Origin of the sequence: Streptomyces sp. NPDC048415, assembly GCF_040651675.1 — a bacterium.
In the GTDB taxonomy this organism is placed as follows: Bacteria; Actinomycetota; Actinomycetes; order Streptomycetales; family Streptomycetaceae; genus Streptomyces.
Map to the genome: position 1 here is coordinate 15,667 of NZ_JBEZKJ010000080.1, position 22,093 is coordinate 37,759.

The following is a 22,093-nucleotide window of genomic DNA, read 5'->3' on the forward strand; positions in this document are numbered from 1 at the left end:
AGGCGGCATCCCAACCGGTCCCGCAGACAACGTGAAAGACAAGACGACGGGCCGGATAAACCGTGACGGGAGCGCTGCCCTGCAGTCCCTCCTGGCATCTGCGTGACGTTACAGAGCCAGAGCCCACGATCGGCGGTCAGCCCGCCACCCTGTGGATACCGCGTCCCCGGTGATACCGCGCGGAGCAGGAGCGCCGTCAGCCCTTACGACACTACGCGTTCAACCTCAATAGTCCCGGCTTCTCTCCATAGCTGCGGCCCGCAGCCACGGTTGGGGGTGGCGCAGGTGCGTATTCGGTTCGCGTTTCGAGCTGACGGGCGGGGAGATGCCGGAGGAATAGTCGGTCTCGTGAATTCGGATCAGGATCAGGACCCCTCGACCTAGATTCGCCGGACGCGCACATGCTTTCACGTAGGCCGTAGTCAACCGCGGTCAGGCTCCGCCGGGCCAGGCTCGACAATGACTGTGCGACCGTGCTGTTTATCGAATTCGCAACCCTCCCCGCCTGCGCTCCGCAGGCGGGGAGGGTGGGGATTGCGGCCCCCTTGATTGGAGCGGACAGGGTGCGGATATCACCGGTCGGCGACCGCAGCCATCGCCTCCCGTACGGCGCCCATGCAGGATGGGCAGTATTGGGCCGTATCCTCCGCCCTCGCGGAAAAATTGGCTCGCCCGGCGTCGCCCAGGATCCGTCCGCACATTGCGTGGGCCCTCCCCTTGGCGACTGCATGCCACACAAGGACACTGCCCGGGATTGCAGGATCACACTCGGCGTGCATTTCGTACATCCGTCGGCCCTCCTTTGCCCACCCATTGGGAGGGCCTCGGCCGTGTGCCTTCGCCAGCACTGAGGCGGGTACACGTCCATCAAACCGCTGTGTCCTCCACTTGGCGGCCTGGAATACGCCGACCGGGCGACCCGGCCGTGGCCAACAGGGCCATCGGGCCCGGAGCGAACGGCAGGCTCGCTGTCTGGGCCGGCAGCGGAGCCATCACCCTTTCGCGCCTCTCCTCCAGCAGACCGCTCTCGCGAGCGGCCTGTTCCGGGCGCCGTGCCGGACGCGCTCAAGTCGCGGAATGCCGGCGGCGCCCACAGCACCGCCACCGATGCCGGGGGACGGCGACCGGGAGGCAGCTGATGGGCAGCAGTCGCTGCCAGTGAGCAGTGAGCATTCCGGCGCGCAGGCGGCCCAGGATGCGGGAACCAGACGGGAGAGGTGCATCTGGGAGACGCCGAGGCGCTCACCGATCTGCGCCTGGGTGAGTTCTTCGAAGAACCGCAGATGCAGGATGTGCCGGTCACGCTCGCGAGTGATGAGCGGGGCGAGTGCGTGGAAGTTCTCGACGAGCTCCGTCGCCTGGTCCTCTGCGCCGACGAAGTCGGCCAGGCGGTATCGCTGTCGTCGCCATCGCCGCTGATGGCTGCGTCGAGGGAGGCGGAGCTGTAGTCATTGGCCGCGACCTGCGCCTAGCAGTTTCCGAGGGACAAGTTCCTGCGGTGGACAACTACGCCGCTCGCGACGTCGTGCATGCCGTCTCCGAACTCGTCACCAATGCCGTCCCCAATGCGGTCAGACACGCCCGCGGCACCACTTGGGTGCTGAACCTGTACGCGCACTCGGATGCGATCGAAGTGGCGGTACTGGACTCCGATCCCGCCCGCAGGCCCGGGAACGCACAGGACGGGGAGTTCGGTTGGCCGATGGTCCGCCGCTTGGCCACGGCCGTCACCGTGGTCAGGTTCCCTGGCGGCAAGGCGGTCTGTGCTCTCATGCCCCGATAGCCTCACATCGCGCCAATGCCAATCCCTGCCCCTCCGAGCCCCGACATCGGGGCAGAGGAGGAATTGAAGAATCGTCGAGAGGAATCGCACCGCTCACGGAAAACCGGTCTACCCGACGTGCTTCAAAAACGCAGAGTGCCCCTGGCTTGAAGTGCTGAGGAGAGGTATTCGGACGAACACGACGCTGGCCTGAGGCACCGATGAGGCACCATGGGACAACTGTTGCAGCGCCTGCTGGCGCTCCCAAAGAAGGGCTACCGAGATCGTGAACAATATCTGGGAATACGCACCGGGAAGCGCCTACCCGCAGGAGCAGTCAATGGCGGGGTTTTCCGTCGAGGCGAGCGACGGCGTCATCGGGCGTGTGGACCGGCAACGGGACGAGCCCGGCATGCAGCACCTCGTCGTTGACACGGGCGTGTGGGTGTTCGGCAAGAGCGTCCTCATCCCTGCCGGAACCGTCACCCGCGTCGACACCGACACGCAGGTCGTCACCGTCGCACGCAGCCGGGATGAGATCAAAGCCGCACCCCAGTTCGCGACGGACAGCGAGACGACCGATCCCGCATACCTGTTGGCCGTCGCCGACTACTACCGCTCTCTCGGCTTGCGTGCCGCCCCCTGACACACTCTCTCGTCGCCCGGCATGCTCAACGGCTGTGGCATGCAGTGGCTAGCGGTGCAATCCGGCCGTGAATGCGAAAGCGGCCGATGGCACTGCCGCAGTAGGGCGGAGGTGGACTGTGACCGGGCCGGAGAAGGTGTACCCCTGCCCCCGGCATGGCGGTGAACCTGCAGCGCGAGGTGGTGATCGAGGCGTGGCCTCCACGGTGAGCCGTTGGTGGATCGGCACGGGCAGCTCAATGGTGAAGACATTCGTTCACATTGCAGGACGAAGTTCCTGAGCCCCTCTGTGAGTACCGGTCCGGAGCTCCAAAACGCAGCGGACACGGCGCAGGGGCCTGGCATGCCACGAAGAGGCTTCTTCACGTTCGTGATCAGACACGCGTCGCGTCCGGGACGTATCCGATTCGCCGTCGTTCCAAGGAGTGTGGGCTTCTTGCTGTGCGCTGTCCGGATGAACTTGACGTCCGGTCAGGAACCTCCGGGGGCGGCAAGGAAAGCTCGCTACCGTGATCTTTCTGCGTACCCACGCCGTGTCCCTCGCCGGCCGACCGAGGGATTCGTGCCCGAATCGCCCGTCACCTCCAGGAAGGCGGCGGTGGGCCTGTTCGACTGTGCGCCCGCATCTGGCCTGGTACATCCGTACGGTGCCGCCCACCGTCGCGGCTGTCCTGTCCCTGGTGGCCGCCCTCCTCCTCGGCAGCGCGGCACCGGCCGCCGCGCTGGCCAAGCCGATCGTGAACGGGCCCGTATTCAATGACCCTCTGGGCACAGCGGCGCAGCAGAAGACCGTCTTCACTCAGCTCGTCCGGCTGATCGACGCGACACCCGCCGGGGCGCAGGTCCGGGGCTCGATGTACGAGTTCCGGGATCAGGAGGTCGCCAACGCGTTGCTCGCAGCCCACCGGCGCGGCGTCAACGTCAAGCTCATCGTCGACGACACGACCTACGTCGGCAATGACGGCGCCGAGTACGCGAACCCGGCCTTCCAGTCCCTCAGGACCGGACTCGGAACCAATGACGCCGCACGCTCCTGGATCGTCGTCTGCGACGACAGGTTCGAGGACAACGACGGCGTGGACGACGTCCAGCGCGGCTGCCTGAGCGTTGACCCACCCCAACCGGCCTACAACCACAACAAGTTCTTCATCTTCTCGAACATCGGGCCCTTCGACGACGGCACCAGCTACTCGAAAGTCGTCTTCCAGACCTCCTCGAACCTCTCCAACTGGTACAAGGTTGAATCGTTCAACGACGCTGTCACGTTCACGAACAGCGCCGTGTACGACGGCTATGCCTCGTACCACGAGTTGCTCCGCAAGGGCCGCACGCTCGCAGGCGGCAACAACAGGGTGTACTTCTCCACCCCGACCGGCTCGACCTACCGGGGCTTCTTCTTCCCGCATGGTGACAGCTCGTACTACAACCCGGCCACCGACACCGTCGTCAATGCGCTGAACGCGATCAGCTGCGCCTACACCGGCACGGACGGGCTACGGCACCAGAGTGACATCCGCATCGTGATGTACACCTTCCACGGCTCGCGCGCCCAGGTCGCCGACAAGTTGGCCCAGCTGCGCGGCAGGGGCTGCTGGATCGACATCCTCTACGCCGAGAGCGACAGCACGATCACCACCAAGCTGAACGCCGCCGGCATCCAGCACCGCAGATGCCGCATTCCCAACGGCCTGGGAATCGATGTCCGCCCGCACAACAAGCAGATCCTGATCGACGGCGACTACGACGGCGACACCACACCGCGTGTCTACACGGGCAGCGCCAATCTGACCGGGTCGTCGTTGCGCTCGGCCGACGAGGCGCTTGTACGGATCGTCAGCGCGTCCTACCACTCGAGGTACCTGAGCACGTTCTACAAAATCCGCTCTGCCTGCGGCGGTTGACGACCGACGGCGGCCGTCAGCATCAGCACGCGCCTCTCCAGGGCATCCTCAAGCAGATGACAGGAGCGCACGACCGGCTCAGCTTCTTTCTCGCCGCCGGCCACATCCTGGCCGTCCAGGACCAACGCAACCTGCTGATCAACGACCTGAACCGCAGGCCCCGAGGACAGCAGCCCGTGCGAGGACTCCTTCGCCCTGGAGGCGTTCGGCACCCCGTTCCTGGACACCCTGCACTCCTGGCAGCAGGACGGGACGGGCGCGGCGGAGGGCATCGCCCGCCGTCATCGGCTTCGCCGCGCAGATCCTCACCGAGGACCACGAGGACGTCGCGGACACCCCGGACCAGCTGATGGCCGTCGCCCCGCGCCGGGCCCTCGATGCGCACTCCGAGCGCACCACCGCCGTGTGGTGCGGTGCGCATCCCGGCCTGGGCGGTGCGCAGGTACGCGCATCCGGTGCGCACACTGCGGTTCACCATCCGTCGCGGTGCGCACCGGTGCGCGTACCGGTCACCACAGCGACGCGCCGGAGTGCCGCAGACGGGAAAGGGAGCGGGTGGCGGGGCGGGTGGCGGCTCTCCCCCCGGCTGCCGATGCGGCTCTGCCGGGGGCGGGGCGGCGGGACTGCCCGGCGGCGAATCGGCGGCGCGCTGCCGCTCGCAGCCGCTTGCTCAGCTCGCGCGGCTGCTTCTTCTCCTCCGGCCCAGCTCGTTCTTCTACTTGGTCATCGCGGCCGTCCCCCGGGGGGCCCAGGAGCCGGTGCCGGCGCCGGGTTCGGCTGCTGGGAACGGTTGGTGTCTTCTGGCGGCGCAGGGTGCCCTAATTAAGGGCATCGAAGGGGCGGTACGGAGCTCTGATGCGGGCCAGTGGCCCTCGAGCCCCGTGACCAGACGGGGGCGGCGTACAGGACCAGACGTCGCCACTCCCCCGTGCTGTCCTGGTACAGGAGGCCGGTTCTTTACGCGGGCCAGGCGAGTGTGGATGTGCCGGCAGTTGCCTTGGCCAGTCACATGCCGAGCACCCGTCGGGTCTCGGCGGCGATCTGCTGTGTCTCGCCGGTTGCGACCACGAGGACCGGGACGCCTCTCCCCGCCTGATCGATGCGTCGGAGGCCTTCCCGCATCAAATCTTCCAGTTCGGGGACGAGCAGCCCGCCTCGTACACCGAGAACAGTCAGGGCCGAGCAGATCTCCTCGCGTACCTCGGGTTGGTCTTCGCCGATCTCCCCGGTGAAGACCAGCGCGTCCAGCCGGTCCAGCGAGGCGGCCATCGAGGCGATGCCCCTGCGGCAGCTGAGTGTGAACGTCGCCAGCGCCAACGCGGCCGCGGCATCACCCTGCGCGCGGGCGCGCACCAGGTCTCGGGTGTCTCCCGAAGTACCGGAGAGTCCGAGCAGACCGGAATGCCGGTGGAGTGTGTCATCCAATTCGTCCGTGCTCAGACCGTGCCGCCGCTGCAGCCACAGCACCGCGCCGGGGTCGAGGCTGCCGCTGCGCCGGCTCATCACCAGGCCTTCCAGCGGAGTGAGGCCCATGGTGGTGTCCACGCTGCGTCCGTTCCGGACGGCGCAGGCCGAGCAGCCGCCGCCCAAGTGCATGAGCACGACCTGGAGGTTGTCGACGGGTCGGCCCAGGGCCTGCGCCGTCCTCTGCAGTGCCCACGAGTAGGAAAGCCCGTGGAAGCCGTACCGGCGCAACCCGTATTCGGCTCGCCATCGCTCCGGCACGGCGTACGTACGCGCCTGTGCCGGCAGATCCTTGTGAAAGACAGTGTCGAAGCAGGCGACATGAGGAACGTCGGGCAGGAGTTCTCGTGCGGCATCAACCACAGGCAGGGCAGGGGTCACGTGCAGCGGCGCGAGATCGGCGACGTCCGCCAGCAGAGCCCGTACGCGTGCGTCGATGAGCGTATGTCCAGTCAGGTGCGGACCGCTGTGGACGATGCGGTGACCAACCGCCGCAGGAGCGGGCACCTCGCTGAGGAAGTTCCGCAGTTCCGCCGCCGCAGCAGGCCCCGGGGGCTCCGAGGCGTCTCGATCCGCCACCCGTTCACCGTCCGCCGCGAACAGAGCGATGTGAAGGCTCGAAGAGCCGGCATCGAGGACCAGTACGTGACCATCAAGGCTCTCGTGGGAGCGGTCAGCACTCATCACACACCTCCACTGCTCTCGCGTCCTCCGGCACGGTGCTCCCGCCACGCAGCAACGGGCCCAGTACAGGTTCCCCGCCATCGCTTCGCGCCACTCCGGCGACGCAGAGTCTCCGCTCTTGCTCGCGGAACGGTAAGAACTCGGCAGGTTGCGGACGTCCAGGGACTCAGCCGTGACGACCTGCCAGGTCGTGCCGTTGATGAATCCGACGGCCGCGGTGGCGAAGACGTCCGCCAGGGTGCGCGAGCTGCCCCGGCACCCGGATCCGGATGCCGGGGCGGCTCGCGTGCAGGGTCCCGGGGGACACCGCCCAGGGGCGGTTGGCGCGCACCATGCCCTGGACCAGGCGGACGTGCGCAGCCCTGGCACCGCGTGGCGCCCGTGCCGGATTCCTCCCCGGGCGCCGGACGGCCGACGACGAGGGAACCAGAGGCTCTTCGTCCTGCGCGGCCTGTGCCTGACGACGCCGGCCACCGCCTGCCGCTCCCGGCGCCGCAGACGCCGGGAGCCGAGGGCGGGCGTGAGACAGGGCGACCCTGGGCTCAGGGTCGGCCTCTATGCGGACCGGGTTGTGCTCCGCCCGGCTCGGCAGGCCGGTGAGGAAGACGCCGATGTCCCAGTCGCGGTCCTCCAGGCGGGTGGCGACGTTTCGGCCACATGGGACACGTCGCCCGCGCGTTCGCCGCCAGGGGCGCCGTCGGTGTCCGCCTGCCAGCGGATGCCCCTGGCGGTGCGGCGGCGCGGTTCCTCCCGCAGGCCGGGGGCGAGGTCCCGGAGCGTCTCGGAGGCAGACCCCGGGTCGGCGCCAGGACGGGCCGCAGGTTCCTGCCGTTTGTGTCCGCGTCGGGCTGCCTCATAATCCTTGTTCTGCCGCCGGGTACGCCTCGGTGATGTCGCGCCTGGCCGCTTCCCCCGGGCTGCCACCACAGGGACGGATTCGCTCGGCCACCCCTTCGGCAGCACGCCGCGCCTGCAGGCCGGGGCACCCCTAGCATGCTGACTGTGCGACCCATTCTCCCGAAGATCGAGAGCGGCCGGGTACAGGGCCTCCTGCAGCTCATCGAGGACGGCATCCACCTCGTCGTCGCGGCGCTCCTCGTACTGCTCGCGGGGCTCCTGACCGTCGGGGTCGTCCACGACGTCATCAGGTCGATCCAGGGGCCGTACCGCGAGGAGACCGTCGTTCTCTCCGCCCTGGACAACGGCCTTGTGCTGTTCATCGTGGCCGAGCTGCTCCACACCGTCCGCCTCACCATCAGGAACCAGACCCTCGACGCGGAGCCGTTCCTCGTCGTCGGCCTGATTGCCGGCATCCGCAAGGTGCTCATCGTGACGGCCGAGGCGGAGAAGTCCTTCCGGTGGAACGTCGAGGGCCTCGAACTGCTCATCTTGGCGGGGCTGATCCTCGTGATGGCGACAGCGGCGTACGTGTGGCGGCGCTCGACGCGGCCGGGAGACTACTTCCCGCTCCAGGAGGCGCTGCGCTCCCCGTCGCCGGCGCCGTCACCCACCCCGGGGCGCGGGTCTTGACCCGTCACCTTCCGCCGCCACGGCCGCCCGCACCCGCTGCTCCTCGCGAGCGGAGCCGACGTCCCGTTCCAGGGGTGTGCGGCTCACGGCCGTCGCGAGGTCCTCCAAGGCCCGTTTCTGCAGTTCCGCCCCGCGCCGTACCACCGGGCTCCGGTCCCCGGCGGCGGCGCCCTCCCACGCGTGGAGCGCCTCCTCCACACGCCCCCAGTCCGGATTCCTGTGCTCGCGCACGTCGACTGCCGCCTGCGCGGTGTCCGCCTCCAGTGCCTCGGCGAACCGCTCCGCCTCGGGGACGAAACGGCTGTCGGCCCGCGGGACGTGGCTCTCCATGAGCATCGCCGCCCGGCCGAACCCGTTGAGCGCCTCCTGCGCCTCCTCCGCCTCGCGCGACGTCAGACCCCTGGGGCGGACCGGTTCCTGCCTTGCCCGGTCGTAGGCCTCCTGCCAGGCGGCACGTGCCTCCCTGCTCGCCAGCAGTGCCCTGCGCATCTCGGCGCGATGCTCCCGGGTCGGTTCGGCGTAGCTGCGGAGCACCGCGGCCGCGTAGCGGCCGTTGGCGGCGAGCCAGTCCGCAAGTCGGCCCGGCAGCCGGGGCGTCTCCCATGCGGGGAACACCACGTACGCCAGCATTGCCAGGGTCCCGCCGAGCAGGGTGAGCACCACCCGCTCCGGGACCGTCTGCTCCCATGCCTGGCCGCCCATGCCGAGCAGGAAGACGACGTACGCGGCAGTGAAGCACTGGGAGTAGGCGTAGCCGGTACGGATCACCGTGTATGACAGGCCCGCCGAAACCACCGCCAGCGCGCCGAACACATGGGCGTCCGGCCCCAGGGCCCGCACCATCCCGGTGGCGAGCGCGACCCCCGCCAGGGTCCCGGCGAGACGGGCCACCGCACGCGCGTACGTCCGGTGGAAGTCCGGCCGCATCACCATCACCGAGGCGATGGGCGCCCAGTAGCCGTGGCCCAGTGGTAGCCGGGCGGCGATCAGATAGCCGAGCGTGGCCACCGCCGCCAGGCGGACGGCGTGCCGGAACACGGGCGAGTCCCGGCGGAGCTCACGGCGGACCGCCCGGACGACGACCGGGACCAGCCGGAACATTGTCGGGCGCACCAGGAACTGGGCGCCCGCTGGGCCGGGCGGCGCGGGCGTCTCGCCGCGCGCGCCGCCGCTCCCGGCGATCTCCAACGCCTCGCCGAGCAGTTCCACGAGCCGCTCGGCGGCCTGCCGCGCGGGCCCCTCCAGCACCTCGTGCTCCTCGTCGACGCGCAAGACGTCCGCGCTCCCGGGCGGCACCTCGGCGGGAGTGCCGTGACGGATCGAACGGGCGGCCACGTCCAGGACGTCGGCGGCCGCGTCGAGCAACTCTCGCGCGCGGTCCCGCCCAGGTCCCTCCGCCGGGGCGCCGACGTCCGGGTCGGCGAGCGCGGCGACGACCGGCAGAATGCGCTCGGCGAGGCCCCGGGGGCCGTGGAGGACAGGGGGACGGGTGCGGGCCTGTGATGGCGTCACGGCGGCCGCGTCCCGGGCCGTCATCAACGGCTCCGGGTCGAACGGGGCGGTCGGGTCGTGCCGCAGCCGGCGGGCGTAGTCCGCCACGGCGGCCAGGGCGTCGGCGAGCGCGTCCCGATGCGCCCCCCAACGGCGAATCGGGAACAGCAAGATCAGCACGGCCTGCGCCACGCCTCCGAACGCGATGACCCCGGCGTGCTCCAGGGCTCGCCCGACGCTCGTGGGCAGGGTGATGGTCACCAGCATGCTGCCGACCGTCGTCGCTGCGACGATCCCAGCGGTCGATCCGACGGCCCACGCCATCCCCGCGGCAAAGGCCCATACGGCCAGCAGTGGGAGGAACGTCACAAGTCGCCCCGCCGCCAGGTAGCCCACGAAGGTGCTGAGCGCCAGACCCGCGCCCGCGCCGAGCGCGATCACCTTGCGTGGACGCCAGGTGCGCTGGAAGGTGGCCCCACCCGCGGAGTAGGCACCGAGGGCGGCGGACGCAGCGTACGCAGGGGAGACCAGCCACAGCACCGGCCCGATGACGATCGCCACCCCAGCAGCCGTGCGCAGCGCGAGCAGGGGCTCCAGCCGCGTCTCCTCGATCGTGAGCCCGGATCGCACGACCTCCCTGAAGGCCCGCAGCCACGTCACGGGTGGAGCCTAGCCGGAACGCCCTGCCGGGTCGCGTCGGCCGCTCCGCCGCCTCCTGACGGCACCGCGCTCGGACGCGCGCCCCGGACCGACGTCCACCGATAAACCGGCACGCTCTCGCGTACATTGGCGATCGATGATCACACCCCCCAGCACCGGCCGTTCAGCCTCAGCGGCCGCGTACCGGCTGAAGAAGGGGCCGGCCCTGCCCTACCGGGACAACACCCGCCCCCTCATCGCCATGATCAACCCGCCGGCGCGCATCGCGCTGCTGGTTGTGCCGGTATCGGTTCACTTCGAGGGCTGGTCACCGTGGTCGTCTTGGAGCGTGTGACGACGTTCCTGTTCGCGCTTGGAGTAGGCGGCTGCCCGGATCGCATCGTCGCTCTCCAAGCCTGATCCCAGCGCGCCGCCCACGGTGGCGACCGAAGCGACGAACCAGGACAGCGTCAAGTACTCCTCGGCGTGCAGTGGGGTTCGTGTCACGGAAGCGAACACTTGGTCGTTGAGGATGAACAGCGCCCACACCCAGTTGATGACCATCAAACCCACGTAGCAGACGAGCACCCCGATACCCACGGTCACGACCGTCGAGGCGTTGTAGAGCCGCGCCCTCTGCCTCGCCTCCGGCGAGCTCTCTGCTGACCGATGCCACAGCTCCGCGTCCACGATCAGCCAGCCGATCATGAGCGCGACAGATCCGACCGTCGCGATCACGAGGCGTGGCGCGCTCAGGGTCTCAGCCAGGCTCCAGACGGTGGAGTTCACGGTGGCGATGGCTTCCGTGGCGAGTGCGGCCGCCAGGGCTTTCGACAAGCCCGGCACCAGCCGCCACGGCCGGTTGGCGCGGACCATACCGGCGAGCACCCGCAGGTAACCGCGCGGCCCGCTGACGACGTACCGAAGATCGGCGGTCTCCTTCTCACCGATCGGGCCCGGATGAATAGCCGCGAGACGACTGACGAAGGGCCCCAGAACGGGCTGACTTCGCGGAGGTCCTTCAGCTCCAGTGGTCTGCGGACCCGCCAAGCCAAGCACGGCTTCTTCGACGGCCCGCCGGGCCCTCGTCTGCAGCCGGAAGCCCCCCAGTGAAGGAAGAGAGAGCAGCGCCAAGCCGTGTTCCTGGCTCAGATTCACAACGAGCTTGCGTCCGTGTGAGTGCAGCGGAAGGTCGGTGAGGGCCACGACGATGTCCCAGTTCTCCGCGCTCCCACGGTCCATGATCCGGCGCATCAAGGCGGGCGGGTCCTCCGTCCCCGATGTGAAGGGCTCACTGACCACCGTGACGTCGAACCGTCGCCTCTGGCCCGACTTGTCGGCGAGCCGAGCAGGAAGAGTCTGGGCCATGCGCTGCGCGATCTCCGTCGGCGCGTCCGGATCCGCCAGGAGAGCGACGACCGTAACGCCCTGAGACGACGCTCGCATGACTGGCCCCTCCTCGTCGGCTGCCCCGCGATCCCAAGTGCCCATAGACGCCGCCCAGGTAACGTCAACGCCGCGTGACGCGCTGGCCTCCGCCAGCAGGTACAGGCTGTACGGCCAATCTCCTCATCTTCCCAGCACAGGGCCTGCTCCCACGACCGGGCCGTGATCTCGTGCGCCACCGCGAAGACCCGCTCACGCACCACCCCCGGCACGCACCGCACCCCGCCCCACCGACCACCCCGCTTCGGTGTCCGGTCCGGGAGCCGGAGTCCGGCAAAGACCCTGCCACGCGGGAAAATCCAGAACGCCTGCGAGACACAGCACTACGTCCTGCCCGGCGTAGGGGCGGCAGGTAGGCGGGATGGTCCCCTCTAACCGGCCCTGGCCGCTGTTCACCGGCCTCTCCGGAGCCCTCCCCAGCGTGTTCCCCACCGCGGCGTACGGCCTCATCAGCAGCGACATCTGGAGGCCCTTTGCATGGGGCCGCTCCGCGACGCGGTGTTCACCCTCCTGTCGGTCCGCACGCCCGTGCGACAACCCCGGGCAGGTCGGACGCCTGGGCCTGGCAGGGCAATACAGGGAGGCTAATTGGGCCCGACATACGCATGCGCTCGCGCGCCCCCGTCGGCCAAGCTGGTTGAGAAGCCCAGGGGGCCGGGAGTCACCTCGGCGCCCGCAGCCGGAGGTTGCCGTCATGACCGTGATGTCCATCGCCAGGTTCGAGAGGTTCTTCCGTGCGGCCGCAGGGCTGGACGTCGACAAGAACGATCTCAAGCGCTACAGCGACTTCGTCGACGCCAAGCTCTACGATCTGCTGACCGTCGCCCAGGCCACTGCCAAGGCCAACGGGCGCGACATCATCCGGATCTGTGACCTACCGATCACGAAAGGCCTGCAGGAGAGCATTCACCACTTCCGAAAGATCGACCAGGAAGTAGAACTCAAGCCGATCCTGGAACAGCTCGCCACCCATCCCGCTCTCGACCGCACGCCCGATGAGGAGACCGAGGCGGCCTATCCGGACATCATCGGCGGACTCAGCCTGGCCCTTGCCCAGAGCTTCAAGATCCTCCACCCCGACCTGAAAAACCCCCAGACCCGGCACTGGGACGAGGCTCGAGCCGTCTTCGACCTCCTGCTGTGAGTGGCGACCCGAACAGGCGGTGCAGGCCACGGCCGAACAGCGTCAGCGCGTTCTGCTTCCTCGGCTGGCGCAACGACCTGCTGGCTCGCCGCAGGCCCTCGTCCACGTCCAGGATGCTGCCGAAAGCGGTCCTGGTCGGTGAGCTGGCCGAGACCGCGGCGGGCACCCGCCGGCTGCTGGAGCAGACCGCTGTGCGGCTTGCGGGCATCCGTACGATGCCCGACCGGCTGGTGTCGTCAGCCGATTCCGATGCCCGACCGATCCGCAAGGGCAAGCCCCAGCACCCCAGGCTGATCGGCCCACATCTCAGGTGTTGGAGAGCTCAGATTGTGGCGGCTCGGTCTCGCGGGGATCATCGAGGGCATGGACAGGAACATGTCCGTCGGGTCTGGTGAGCGGCTGCTGGAGGAATTGGTCAGAGCAGCCCAGCTGGCATCACCTGCGGAACTGCCCGTGGTCCTGAACCGGTATGCCGAGTCCATGGGGCTGGGCAGGGCCGTTATCTATCTGGTCGACATCCAGCAAAGACTGCTGGTGCCGCTTGTCGAAGGCGAGCCGGAACTGGAGCTCGACGCTGGCCGGATGGGCCTACCGCGCCTCACAGGCTCAGTCCGCGAGGTCGGCCTTGCCGAACAGGACCGCGTAACTGGAGGGGAGTTGGCTGATGATCTGGTTCAGTTCTCCGCCGGTGACAGCGTCTGCAACGGTGGTCAGGACCGCGCTGGCGTCCCACTGCGCCGTACGCGGCCGGGCATGGATGCGCTCGGCGACTCGGCGGTAGAACTCTTCGATCCCGAAGCTCCGCGCCTGCTGCGGCGTGGCATGGTCCAGAACTTGTCCCAGCGGGCCGGGCAGCTGGGATGCGAGGTCCTTGACCTCTCCCGGGCTGATCCGTTGGGCCAGCACTTCCAGCACGGCGTTGGTGACGTCCGCGGCTTCGTCCTGGTCGTTGTATTCGCCTCGCTCGCGTACACGGGCGAGGAATCCGTCGTACTTCATCGCTGCCTCCTTCTGCCCCGGTCACCGCTGGTCATGGGGGTCGCCCGGTGCGCTGTCGGGCCGGCCGGGTCCGTCCGCCGGTGCGTAGCTGCCGTCCGCAAGGCTCTTGGCCCGGGACTCCCGCTCGGACTCTCGCAGGGCACGGCGGAAGCGCCCGGGGCCCCAGGAACGGCCGCCCACGGCCTGTTCGAGTCGGTCACGGCTCGTCGGACCGGCTTCTTGGAGCGCGTGGGTGATCTGCTCGATCTCGTCGTCGAGGCGTTGTTCGGCCATGGCGGACGTACGGCTTGCCGCGCCCGCGGTGCGGTGCCGGCCATGCCCGGCGAGTACAGGGTGCTGCTGCCCGGTCCGGTGCCCGGGCGGTAGCGGCGGGCTCCGGCGCGCTCCCGCTCCCGGCGGCGGGCGGTGCGGTCGGCGATCCGCAGTTCCCGCTCGTGCGCGGCCTGCCGGACATGCGCGGGCCGCAGGCGGTCTCGCGCGTTCTGTGGCGCAGGCTCGTTGCGCCAGGCTGCCTCGGTTTCCTCAGCGGTGAGCGGCCGGGCGATGTTCTCCAGGGACTGGTGTTCGGCCCGGACACCGAAGAAGACCTCGGTCAGCCCGCCCAGCGCCATGGCTGCCGCTCCGACGAGGAAGCCGATGGCCACCAGGTCGGCATCGCCACTGTGAATCAAGTGGCCGAACAGCAGCGGGCCGGTGATTCCGCCCACGGCCGTGCCGATCGCGAAGAACAGCGAGATGGACAGGGCTCGGGTCTCCATGGGGAAGACCTCGCTCACCGTCAGGTAGGCCGAGCTCGTTCCCGCGGACGCCACGAAGAAGGTCAGCGAGACCAGCAGGAAGAACGACCATGTCGTCAGGGAGCCGTTGATCAGCAGAACGGCGAGGACGGCTGCCACGACCGCCGAGCCGAAGTAGGTGCCCGCGATCATCGGCTTTCTGCCAACGGTGTCGAACAGTCGGCCGAGAAGGAGTGGTCCGAGGAAGTTGGCGATCGCGAAGAGGACAAGGAAGTAAGGGATCGAGCCGGAGCCGATGTCGAAGAAGCCGTTCAGGATCGTTCCCAGGTCGAAGACGATCGCGTTGCACAGGAACGCCTGTCCGACGAAGTGCGCCAGACCGAGAACGGCGCGACGCGGGTACCGCCGCAGAGCCACGCCGGCGATCTCCGTGAACGGGATGATGTCGCGCTGCCGTACGGTGACCGCCTCGCCCGGCTCCGGCAGCTCCACTTCGAGTCCGTCCAGAATCCAGACGGTTCCCAGACCGATGACGATCCGCCAATGGAATCGGGACCACGGCAGCCGGTCAAGCCGTGCGGGGACCTTGGTCGTGACGACACCGAGCTCGGCGGTGGTGGTCATGCCACGCCTCCTCGTTCAGGGGCCATGGGCTGTTGCCTGGAGAGGGGCACAACGGGCCGGAACGGACCGGTCCGCATAGGGTGGTCTGCTGTGCTGCGCTGCCACCTTCTGGGACACCATTTTCGTTTTCTCCATGAGGGCGACACGATGCTCTGGCGCTGCGCGCGGGGGTGCGGAGCGGAGGGAAGCAAGCGATATCCGACGGCCCAGGACGCCGAGCGTTACGCACGGGCATTCGACCGCGAGGACCAGGCGGACATGGGCCGGCGAGCACCGCTGGGTCTGCTCCCGCTTCGGCTGCTGCGCGCCTGGCGTCTGCGGCGCCGAAAGGAAGCCGGTGGGGAGCCGCATGCCGCGTCTCCGCCGCCGTGAGGGGCTGTGACATCGGACGTCGTTCATGAGCCGCCCCGGGTGTCGAAGCCTCGCCGGCCCGGCCGCGGTGCCGGATGGGTGCCCGGAACCGCGGCGTTCGCGTCTCAGCCGCTGCTCTCGGTGCTTTCACCCGTCTCGCTGATCTCGACATGCCGGGGCTTTGCGACCTCGGCCTTGGGGACGGTGATGGTGAGCACTCCGTCCGAGATCTGCGCATCGATCTTTTCGGTGTCGACCTCTCCGGGCAGCCGCAGCCGGTACTCGAAGGATCCGGTGCGGCGGGTGCTCCGGCGCAGGACGCCTTTGCGTTCCTTCTCCTTGATCTCTCCGGTGACCACCAGCTCCTGGCCGTTCGCTTCGACGTCGATGTCCTTGCTCTTGACGCCGGGGAGTTCGATCTCGACGTGGAAGGCGTCGTTGGACTCCGTGACATCCGCCATGGGTGTCCACGCGACTGCGGGCGCAGCGCCTCCCACCGTGGATTCGATCAGTCCGCTCATCTCGCTGAGCAGTTGGTCGAACTCCGTCAGCGGATTGCGTGCCCAGCCAAGGGGCCTGTCCTGCATTGCGCCACCGCGGTGGCGCCGGACGGGCGTAGTCATTCCCATCGCCTCCTTCTCCTTCTCGTGATCTCGTCGCCCGCTGGGTGTCATGCGAGCCAAGCGGACTCCTTCGGACGGGTGTGCGGGGAGCTGTCGGTGCCGCCGTGCGCGGCCGTGTGGCCCAGGTAGCGGTGCACGAAGTGGATGCTCATCGCGCCTTCGCCGACCGCGGAGGCCACGCGCTTCACCGAGCCGCTGCGGACGTCGCCGGCGGCGAAGACGCCAGGCAGGCTGGTCTCCAACGTCAGGCAGTCGCGGCCCTGGCTCTGCCACAGTTCGGGAACGGAGCACGCCTGCGCCTCCGCGCCGGTGAGCACGTAGCCGCGCGCGTCGAGGGCAAGCGCGCCGGACAGCCACTCGGTGTGAGGGTCGGCGCCGGTGAAGACGAACAAGGCCCGCACCTCGAGGTGGCGGTGCTCGCCCGTACGGTGGTCGACCACGGTGACCGCCTCCAGCGCCTTGTCGCCGAGTGCCTCGGTCATCTCGGTGTGCAGCAGCACGCGCACCCGCGGGTGGCGTTCGATCTGATCGATCAGGTAGCGGGACATGTGCGCCTCGATGCTCGGCCCACGGACGAGCAGATACACCTGTGGTGCGTACCCGGCCAGGAAGAGCACGGCCTGGCCCGCGGAGTTGCCGCCGCCGACCCGCCACCGGGTCGGTACGGCACTGCTGGGCCTCGTAGACGGTCGCCGAGTAGTGGACGCTCGCGCCCTCCAACGGCTCGATGCCGGGCACATGGAGGCGGCGGTAGCGGGCGCCGGTGGCCAGGACGACGGTACGGGCGGTGATCTCGCTGCCGTCGGCGAACCCGACGGCGTAGTGGCCGTCCCGCCGTTCGAGCCGGGCCGCCTCCGCCGGGACGCTGATCCGGGCGCCGAACTTCTCCGCCTGCAGCACAGCGCGCTCGGTGAGTTCGGCGCCGGAGATGCCGGAAGGGAAGCCGAAGCAGTTGTCGATGCGGGAAGACGTCCCGGCCTGGCCGCCAGTGGCCATCGCCTCGACCACGGTCGTGCCGAGGCCCTCCGAGGCGGCGTTCACCGCGGCAGCGAGACCGGCCGGACCGGAGCCGACGATCAGGAGATCGCCGCGGCCATTGCCCGACGGCAGGGGCGGCAAGCCGATCAACCGGGCCAGTTCGGCGTTGCTCGGATTGCGCAGCAGGGTGGTGTCCCGCCAGATCACCAGCGGCGTCTGCTCCGGACCGACCGCGAAGCGGCGCAGCAGCGCCTCGGCCTCCTGGTCCGTCTCCAGATCGATCCAGCGGTGCGGCAGCCGGTTGCGGGCGGCGAACTCGCGCAGCCGCCGGGTGTCGGGCGAGTAGCGCGAGCCGATGATGCGGAAACCGGCGCCCTGACCGACGAGCAGGGCACGGCGGCCCAGGCAGGCGCGCAGCACCACATCACCAAGAAGGGAGTCCCGGGTCACCAGGTCGCGCAGCTGATCCATAGACAGGGCGAGGATCTCGCCGGGGTCCCTGACCGCGGCGGTGTAGAAGGCCACCTGTCCGTTCAGGAGGCCGAGTTCGCCGATGAAGCGGCCAGGGCCATGCACACGCAGCAGGCGTTCGCCGGGCGTGCCGTAGCCCTCGACGATGGCGACCGAGCCACTGAGGACGACGTAGAACATCTCGCACCGCTCCCCCTCCCGGATCAACACGTCACCGGCGTCAACCGGGCGCCGCCGGCCATGCTGCGCCAGGCGGGCCATCTGGTCGTCCGACAGGCGGGGATAGGCGCCGTAGATGTCGGGGGTCTCGAAGGGGACGCTCTCCTGCGCCTCGTCCGGCACCGGCGCTGCGCCCGGCCGCGTCTCGTCGCCGGGCATCACACGAACGCCTCATGGACGAAGCACCACCGCCAGTCCTCGCCGGGCTCGAGCGACGCCACGATCGGATGGCCGTCGGCGGCGGCGTGACGGCGGGCGTGCCGGTTCGGCGAGGAATCGCAGCAGCCGACGTGGCCGCAGGTCAGGCAGAGCCTGAGGTGGACCCAGGGGGAATGTGTGGCCAGGCATTCCTCGCATCCCGGGGCACGCGGGGTGACGGGGCGTACGAGGGCGAGGTGGGGGTCGGTCCGTACGGTCATGGCCGATCATCCTTTCCCGGCCGGTTCGCGGCCCGCGATCGACTGCTCCACCCACCGCCGCAGGGCAGGGGCAGGTGCGCCCGGCGGCCACGCTGGGCCGCGTGGACCAGCAGGCCGAGCAGAGCGCCGACGAGTGCTCCGAAAACCAGCCCGTACAAGGCGAGGAGCAGTCCCGACATGACCGGGTCCAGCCAGTTCGGCAGCCCGGAGATCCACCCGATCAGTGCGCCGGGCAGGGCGCCGCTCGCCGCCCCCTGCAGCGCGGCCCCGCCATGTCCCATGCGGCCGGTCACCTGCTCGACCAAGGCGCACGTCCTGTCTGATGACGGCCACCCTCTCGACGGGAAAACCCTGATCGGAAAGGTGATCGACGGCGCATTCCGCCTCCTGGTAGGTCGCGTACGAGGCGATGGTCCTGCGGGCCTGCTCGTTCATCAGCCAGTCCTTCCACGGCCACCGGTGCGCTCGGCGATCCCGGACAAGTCCAGAGTGGCAAGAGAGCAGCGCGCTCCGCCTGCACCCGGCAGGTCAGAAATCGACGCAGTCGGTCGGCCCACGAGAACAAGGCTCAAATCCAGACAAGTCCGATGGCCTTGCCTAGGCTGGGTACTCAGGGCTCGCCCAGGTGTGGATCCCACGATTCGCTCGATCGCCTCCGATGACCGGAGGAGAACGGAGTGATCAATGGACTGCCACCCGTCACGGAGGCTGTCCCCTCACGTCTCCGACCAGGAAGGGACCCGCCAGCCGAGCAACACCGCGGGTACCGAACGGCACGCCCCCCGTCCGCTCGCGGCGCTGGACCCACACGGGCTGCTGGTGCTGTCCCACACCCTGTTCACCTGCGCGGAGCAGAGTGAGATCGTGCGGTTGGCCATGCGGCACGTCAGTGCCCTTGGTCCCTACCACGCCGAGGCCGGATACCTCGCGACGGGCGACGGTTTGTCCCGCGTCCGCGGCCACGACGCGGGAGCGCCAAAGGTCGACGACGCACGGATGAAGGAGTTGGGCGAGGCTGACGGCTCCGTATCCCTTCCAGAGCGGTCCTGGACCTGGGCGTTCGGCCTGCGCGGGGCCGGCGGTCTGCTCGGCTACATCCTGGTCTCCTCCCACTCCGGGCCCGACGAGCAGGGGCACTTCCTCCTCTCGACCCTCGTGGGGCTCGCATCGGCGGCCCTGTCACTGACGGTCACGCGCGCCGCGCAGCACGACAACGCCGGCGAACTGAGCCGACTCCGCACCGAACGGGACACCGCACTGCGGCAGCTGGACACAATGCGCTCCGAGCTGCACCTGCAGAAGACCGTGCACGAGACCCTCGCCCGCGTCGCTGCCCGGGGCGGCGGCGAGGACGCTATCACCCAAGCGCTGTACGAGCTCACCGGGCTGTCGGCGCTCATCGAGGACCGGTTCGGCAACCTGAGGTCCTGGGCCGGTCCGGCCCGGCCCGATCCCTATCCGGTGCGGTCCTCGACCTACCAGGAAGAGATGCTGCGGCAGGTCGCGCGCGAGGAGGGCCCGGTCAGAGTCAAGGACCGGCTGATCGCCCTGCTCCGCCCGCGCGGCGACGTTCTCGGCGTACTCGCCATTGAGGACCCCGAGGCGACGGCCAACGAGCACACCAGGTTCGCCTTGGATCACGCCCAGCGGTCGCTCGCCCAGGAGCTCATGCATATGCGCGAACTCACCGAGGTCGAACTGCGGCTGCGCCGCCAACTGATCGACGACCTGTTGGAGGGCACTGAGGAGACGAGCGCCTACGCCCGGGCCGAAGCCGTCGGCCACGACCTGCAACGTACCCACTACGTGGTCGTGGTGCACTGGCCGGGCAACGCCGCGAACAGCTCCTTCAGCCGTGCCGTCGAGCAAGCGACGGCCACCTCGGCGACCCGTCCGCTGATCACCCGTCGCGGCGACCAGATGGTCCTGCTGACCGAAGCGAGGCCCAACGACGATGCCGTGTACACGGCGCTGGCCCATGAGCTGGGAACGCCCGACGGAGCGATCGGGGTGAGCACCCGCTGCGACTCCCCGGACGGCATTCCCCGCTGTTATCAGGAGGCACTGCGGGCCCTGGAGGTGCGGCAGAACTCCCGCCATCGCAGCGGGACGACGTTCTTCGACGACCTCGGGCTGTACCGGATCCTGGGGCCCGGAAACGATCTCCGGGAGCTCGAAGACTTCGTGCGAGAGTGGCTCGGCCAGCTGATCGACTACGACGCAGGGCACGACACAGAGTTGGTGGAGACGCTCTCGCGCTACTTCGAATGCGGAGGCAACTACGACGATGCGGCCGCCGCGCTGACGGTCCACCGCAGCACCCTGCGCTACCGGCTGCAGCGCATCCGTGAGATCAGCGACCGCGACCTGGCGGATGTTGACACCCGGCTCAACCTGCAGGTGGCAACGCGCGTCTGGAAGATCATCCTGGGCGGGCGGCGCTGACCGCGGACACCCGGAGGGCCAGCGCAGCGGGTCAGCCCGGCACTCGAACAGGTCACCAGTGAGTCAAGTCGATGTTGCGGCCTGATCGCCTCCCGCCCAGCCCCTCCGAGCTGCGGAAACTGCCCGCATGTGAGGTGTGCTGGTGGCCGCCCCACGGGGCGCATCAGCACTGACGTGGGTGGTGAGGCCCGGCGTGCAGTCGCACGTCGGGCCTCACCGGTTTCCCACGGCCTCTCCGCATGTCGGCACCGGCAGGCGGACGAGCTGGCCACTGACCCCACCGGACCTGGGCAACGGCCCTCGCAACGCAGCCCCCGCCGACCACCGAAGCCACATCACCGCCCGCCGCCAAGCGGATGCTCGCCGACGGTGTCAGCTTGGTCTGGTTCAGCTACCGGCTCCTGACCGTCGTTGCTGGGTGCCGTCCCGTTCACTCTGCCTGAACCGCCCCGAGGGAGGTGCCAAGCACCTTGCCGTCGGCGAGGGGCTGTTCGCTGGGGCGGCAAGATTGGCGCGGAACTACGATTTCTATGAGCACTCTCAGCGTGCTCACTGATCGGATGGCGGTGGCGGGTTGAGCGCGGGGTCCGCAACGCACGAGGCTCCCGCGCCGTTGAGGGAGGTGTTCGAAGTCTCAACCCACCGGCACAGGAGCCTCGTTGGTTCCCTACCCTGCCGCACTCGATCTCCCGCACGCCCTGGTCGAGTGGGTCACGATGCTCATCGTCACCCGTGAGGGTGACCGCCGATGCAAACTCCCGCCGCACCAGCGTGCACTGGTCGCGCTGGTGTACCTGCACCGTCACGACACCCTCGCCCGAATCGCGACCGGATTCGGCATATCCGTCGGCACCGCCCACGCGTACGTCACGGGCGTCGTCGGTCTGCTCGCCGACCGTGCTCCAGGCCTGCTGAAGACCCTGCGCGAGAGCGACCCGGACTTCGTGCTGCTGGACGGGACCCTCGTGGAGTGCGACCGGACCGGCGACGGCCGCGCCGACTACCCGACCAAGCACCGCCGACACGGTGTGAACGTCCAGGTCGTCACCAACCCCACCGGCAAGGTGCTGTGGATCTCGCCCGCGCTGCCGGGCCGCACCCATGACCTGACCGCGGCCCGCAGCCACCGGATCATCCGGATCTGCGAACGCCAGGGCGTCCCCATCCTGGCCGACCGCGCCTACCAGGGCGCCGGCCCCTGGGTCACCACCGGCCTCAAACGACCACCCGGCGGCGAACTCACCCCCACACAGCGCACCGTCAACCGCGCCCTCGCCAAGGCCCGAGCTCCCGTCGAACGCGGCATGGCACGGCTGAAGTCCTGGCAGATCTTCCGCAGGGCCCGCATCAGCCCCAACCGCATGACCGTCATCGCCAAGGCCGTCCTCACCCTGGAGAGGCAACGCTGAAAGGCCTCAATGAACTTGTCAACTTGACCCGGTCGTAAACGGCCGGGCTTGGAGGTAGGGCACCACTGGCTGTGGTGTGGCCTCCTCCGTCCGGACACCTAGGAAGGTGCTG

The 22,093-nt window shown here is 69.1% G+C and carries 18 protein-coding genes and 3 pseudogenes; 9 read left to right on the plus strand and 12 right to left on the minus strand.

All coding sequences use genetic code 11. The annotated features are described in order from the left end of the window. Positions 1-992: 992 nt before the first annotated feature. Positions 993-1,316: a sigma factor-like helix-turn-helix DNA-binding protein gene (locus tag AB0D27_RS34995; RefSeq protein WP_362516693.1), complete on the minus strand. Its 324-nt coding sequence runs from the start codon at positions 1,314-1,316 to the stop codon at positions 993-995. Here AB0D27_RS34995 and AB0D27_RS35000 point away from each other — a divergent pair. The 4 genes from AB0D27_RS35000 (at position 1,218) to AB0D27_RS35015 (ending at position 4,308) form a co-directional block, all read left to right on the plus strand. Further along, entirely contained in the window at positions 1,218-1,448 is a 231-nt protein-coding gene (locus AB0D27_RS35000) for a hypothetical protein (RefSeq protein ID WP_362516664.1), read from the plus strand. The two genes, AB0D27_RS34995 and AB0D27_RS35000, sit on opposite strands and share 99 nt — an antisense overlap. Before the next feature lie 50 nt (positions 1,449-1,498). Next, positions 1,499-1,783: an ATP-binding protein gene (locus AB0D27_RS35005; protein ID WP_362516666.1), complete on the plus strand. Its 285-nt coding sequence runs from the start codon at positions 1,499-1,501 to the stop codon at positions 1,781-1,783. A gap of 319 nt (positions 1,784-2,102) precedes the next feature. Further along, a complete protein-coding gene (locus AB0D27_RS35010; protein WP_362516668.1) occupies positions 2,103-2,408 on the plus strand; it encodes a PRC-barrel domain containing protein in 306 nt (101 codons plus the stop codon). 613 nt (positions 2,409-3,021) lie between these two features. Continuing rightward, a complete protein-coding gene (locus AB0D27_RS35015) occupies positions 3,022-4,308 on the plus strand; it encodes a phospholipase D-like domain-containing protein (RefSeq protein ID WP_362516669.1) in 1,287 nt (428 codons plus the stop codon). On the opposite strand, the gene AB0D27_RS35020 is transcribed toward AB0D27_RS35015, so the two are convergent. Both AB0D27_RS35020 and AB0D27_RS35025 read right to left on the minus strand, forming a co-directional pair. Then, a complete protein-coding gene (locus AB0D27_RS35020; RefSeq protein ID WP_362516671.1) occupies positions 4,278-4,535 on the minus strand; it encodes a hypothetical protein in 258 nt (85 codons plus the stop codon). The two genes, AB0D27_RS35015 and AB0D27_RS35020, sit on opposite strands and share 31 nt — an antisense overlap. A gap of 778 nt (positions 4,536-5,313) precedes the next feature. After that, on the minus strand, positions 5,314-6,456 hold the full coding sequence (locus tag AB0D27_RS35025; protein WP_362516673.1) for an acetate/propionate family kinase: 1,143 nt from the start codon (positions 6,454-6,456) through the stop codon (positions 5,314-5,316). A gap of 993 nt (positions 6,457-7,449) precedes the next feature. Between AB0D27_RS35025 and AB0D27_RS35030 the strand changes: the two genes are divergently transcribed. Beyond that, positions 7,450-7,986, plus strand: a complete 537-nt coding sequence (locus AB0D27_RS35030; RefSeq protein WP_362516674.1) for a phosphate-starvation-inducible PsiE family protein — start codon at positions 7,450-7,452, stop codon at positions 7,984-7,986. On the opposite strand, the gene AB0D27_RS35035 is transcribed toward AB0D27_RS35030, so the two are convergent. Together AB0D27_RS35035 and AB0D27_RS35040 are read right to left on the minus strand one after the other, a co-directional pair. Continuing rightward, positions 7,960-10,137, minus strand: coding sequence for an FUSC family protein (locus tag AB0D27_RS35035; protein WP_362516676.1), 2,178 nt, complete (start codon positions 10,135-10,137; stop codon positions 7,960-7,962). The genes AB0D27_RS35030 and AB0D27_RS35035 overlap by 27 nt on opposite strands. Before the next feature lie 291 nt (positions 10,138-10,428). Continuing rightward, the gene (locus AB0D27_RS35040; protein ID WP_362516678.1) at positions 10,429-11,562 is read right to left on the minus strand and encodes a hypothetical protein; all 1,134 of its coding nucleotides are present in this window, start codon (positions 11,560-11,562) and stop codon (positions 10,429-10,431) included. A gap of 694 nt (positions 11,563-12,256) precedes the next feature. Between AB0D27_RS35040 and AB0D27_RS35045 the strand changes: the two genes are divergently transcribed. Together AB0D27_RS35045 and AB0D27_RS35050 are read left to right on the plus strand one after the other, a co-directional pair. Beyond that, a complete protein-coding gene (locus AB0D27_RS35045) occupies positions 12,257-12,706 on the plus strand; it encodes a DUF1931 family protein (RefSeq protein WP_362516679.1) in 450 nt (149 codons plus the stop codon). Positions 12,707-12,837: 131 nt separating this feature from the next. Next, positions 12,838-12,993 (plus strand): annotated as a pseudogene (locus tag AB0D27_RS35050) (ISNCY family transposase); the annotation flags it as partial. A gap of 319 nt (positions 12,994-13,312) precedes the next feature. Here the strand turns inward: AB0D27_RS35050 and AB0D27_RS35055 are convergent. The 7 genes and pseudogenes from AB0D27_RS35055 to AB0D27_RS35085 all read right to left on the minus strand — a co-directional run. Beyond that, complete coding sequence (locus AB0D27_RS35055; protein ID WP_362516681.1) at positions 13,313-13,705, minus strand: DUF2267 domain-containing protein; 393 nt, start codon at positions 13,703-13,705, stop codon at positions 13,313-13,315. Continuing rightward, positions 13,702-15,066, minus strand: coding sequence for an MFS transporter (locus AB0D27_RS35060; protein WP_362516683.1), 1,365 nt, complete (start codon positions 15,064-15,066; stop codon positions 13,702-13,704). Before AB0D27_RS35060 ends, AB0D27_RS35055 begins: the two co-directional genes overlap by 4 nt. A gap of 476 nt (positions 15,067-15,542) precedes the next feature. After that, positions 15,543-16,040 (minus strand): Hsp20/alpha crystallin family protein, encoded by a 498-nt coding sequence (locus tag AB0D27_RS35065; protein ID WP_362516685.1) that lies wholly within the window; start codon positions 16,038-16,040, stop codon positions 15,543-15,545. Between the two features lie 47 nt (positions 16,041-16,087). After that, a pseudogene (locus tag AB0D27_RS35070) lies at positions 16,088-17,867 on the minus strand (FAD-dependent oxidoreductase). Next, the gene (locus AB0D27_RS35075) at positions 17,867-18,127 is read right to left on the minus strand and encodes a UBP-type zinc finger domain-containing protein (protein WP_263233558.1); all 261 of its coding nucleotides are present in this window, start codon (positions 18,125-18,127) and stop codon (positions 17,867-17,869) included. Before AB0D27_RS35075 ends, AB0D27_RS35070 begins: the two are co-directional and overlap by 1 nt. Next, on the minus strand, positions 18,124-18,432 hold the full coding sequence (locus tag AB0D27_RS35080; RefSeq protein ID WP_362516694.1) for a hypothetical protein: 309 nt from the start codon (positions 18,430-18,432) through the stop codon (positions 18,124-18,126). Before AB0D27_RS35080 ends, AB0D27_RS35075 begins: the two co-directional genes overlap by 4 nt. Before the next feature lie 52 nt (positions 18,433-18,484). Further along, positions 18,485-18,562: pseudogene (locus tag AB0D27_RS35085) on the minus strand (glycine zipper family protein); the annotation flags it as partial. 249 nt (positions 18,563-18,811) lie between these two features. On the opposite strand from AB0D27_RS35085, the gene AB0D27_RS35090 reads away from it, so the two are divergent. Continuing rightward, positions 18,812-20,572 carry a helix-turn-helix domain-containing protein gene (locus tag AB0D27_RS35090; RefSeq protein WP_362516687.1) on the plus strand — a complete coding sequence of 587 codons (1,761 nt, stop codon included), beginning with the start codon at positions 18,812-18,814 and terminating at the stop codon, positions 20,570-20,572. A 659-nt stretch (positions 20,573-21,231) separates the two neighbouring features. Then, positions 21,232-21,981: a transposase family protein gene (locus tag AB0D27_RS35095; RefSeq protein ID WP_362516689.1), complete on the plus strand. Its 750-nt coding sequence runs from the start codon at positions 21,232-21,234 to the stop codon at positions 21,979-21,981. Positions 21,982-22,093: the final 112 nt, after the last annotated feature.

Excerpts from the sequence above, each read along its gene's own strand:
- AB0D27_RS35075 (WP_263233558.1), bottom strand. The coding sequence starts at position 18,127 with ATGACCGTACGGACCGACCCCCACCTCGCCCTCGTACGCCCCGTCACC.
- AB0D27_RS35030 (WP_362516674.1), top strand. The coding sequence starts at position 7,450 with ATGCTGACTGTGCGACCCATTCTCCCGAAGATCGAGAGCGGCCGGGTA.
- AB0D27_RS35040 (WP_362516678.1), bottom strand. The coding sequence starts at position 11,562 with ATGCGAGCGTCGTCTCAGGGCGTTACGGTCGTCGCTCTCCTGGCGGAT.
- AB0D27_RS35065 (WP_362516685.1), bottom strand. The coding sequence starts at position 16,040 with ATGACTACGCCCGTCCGGCGCCACCGCGGTGGCGCAATGCAGGACAGG.
- AB0D27_RS35090 (WP_362516687.1), top strand. The coding sequence starts at position 18,812 with ATGGACTGCCACCCGTCACGGAGGCTGTCCCCTCACGTCTCCGACCAG.
- AB0D27_RS35045 (WP_362516679.1), top strand. The coding sequence starts at position 12,257 with ATGACCGTGATGTCCATCGCCAGGTTCGAGAGGTTCTTCCGTGCGGCC.
- AB0D27_RS35055 (WP_362516681.1), bottom strand. The coding sequence starts at position 13,705 with ATGAAGTACGACGGATTCCTCGCCCGTGTACGCGAGCGAGGCGAATAC.
- AB0D27_RS35060 (WP_362516683.1), bottom strand. The coding sequence starts at position 15,066 with ATGACCACCACCGCCGAGCTCGGTGTCGTCACGACCAAGGTCCCCGCA.
- AB0D27_RS35010 (WP_362516668.1), top strand. The coding sequence starts at position 2,103 with ATGGCGGGGTTTTCCGTCGAGGCGAGCGACGGCGTCATCGGGCGTGTG.
- AB0D27_RS35025 (WP_362516673.1), bottom strand. The coding sequence starts at position 6,456 with ATGAGTGCTGACCGCTCCCACGAGAGCCTTGATGGTCACGTACTGGTC.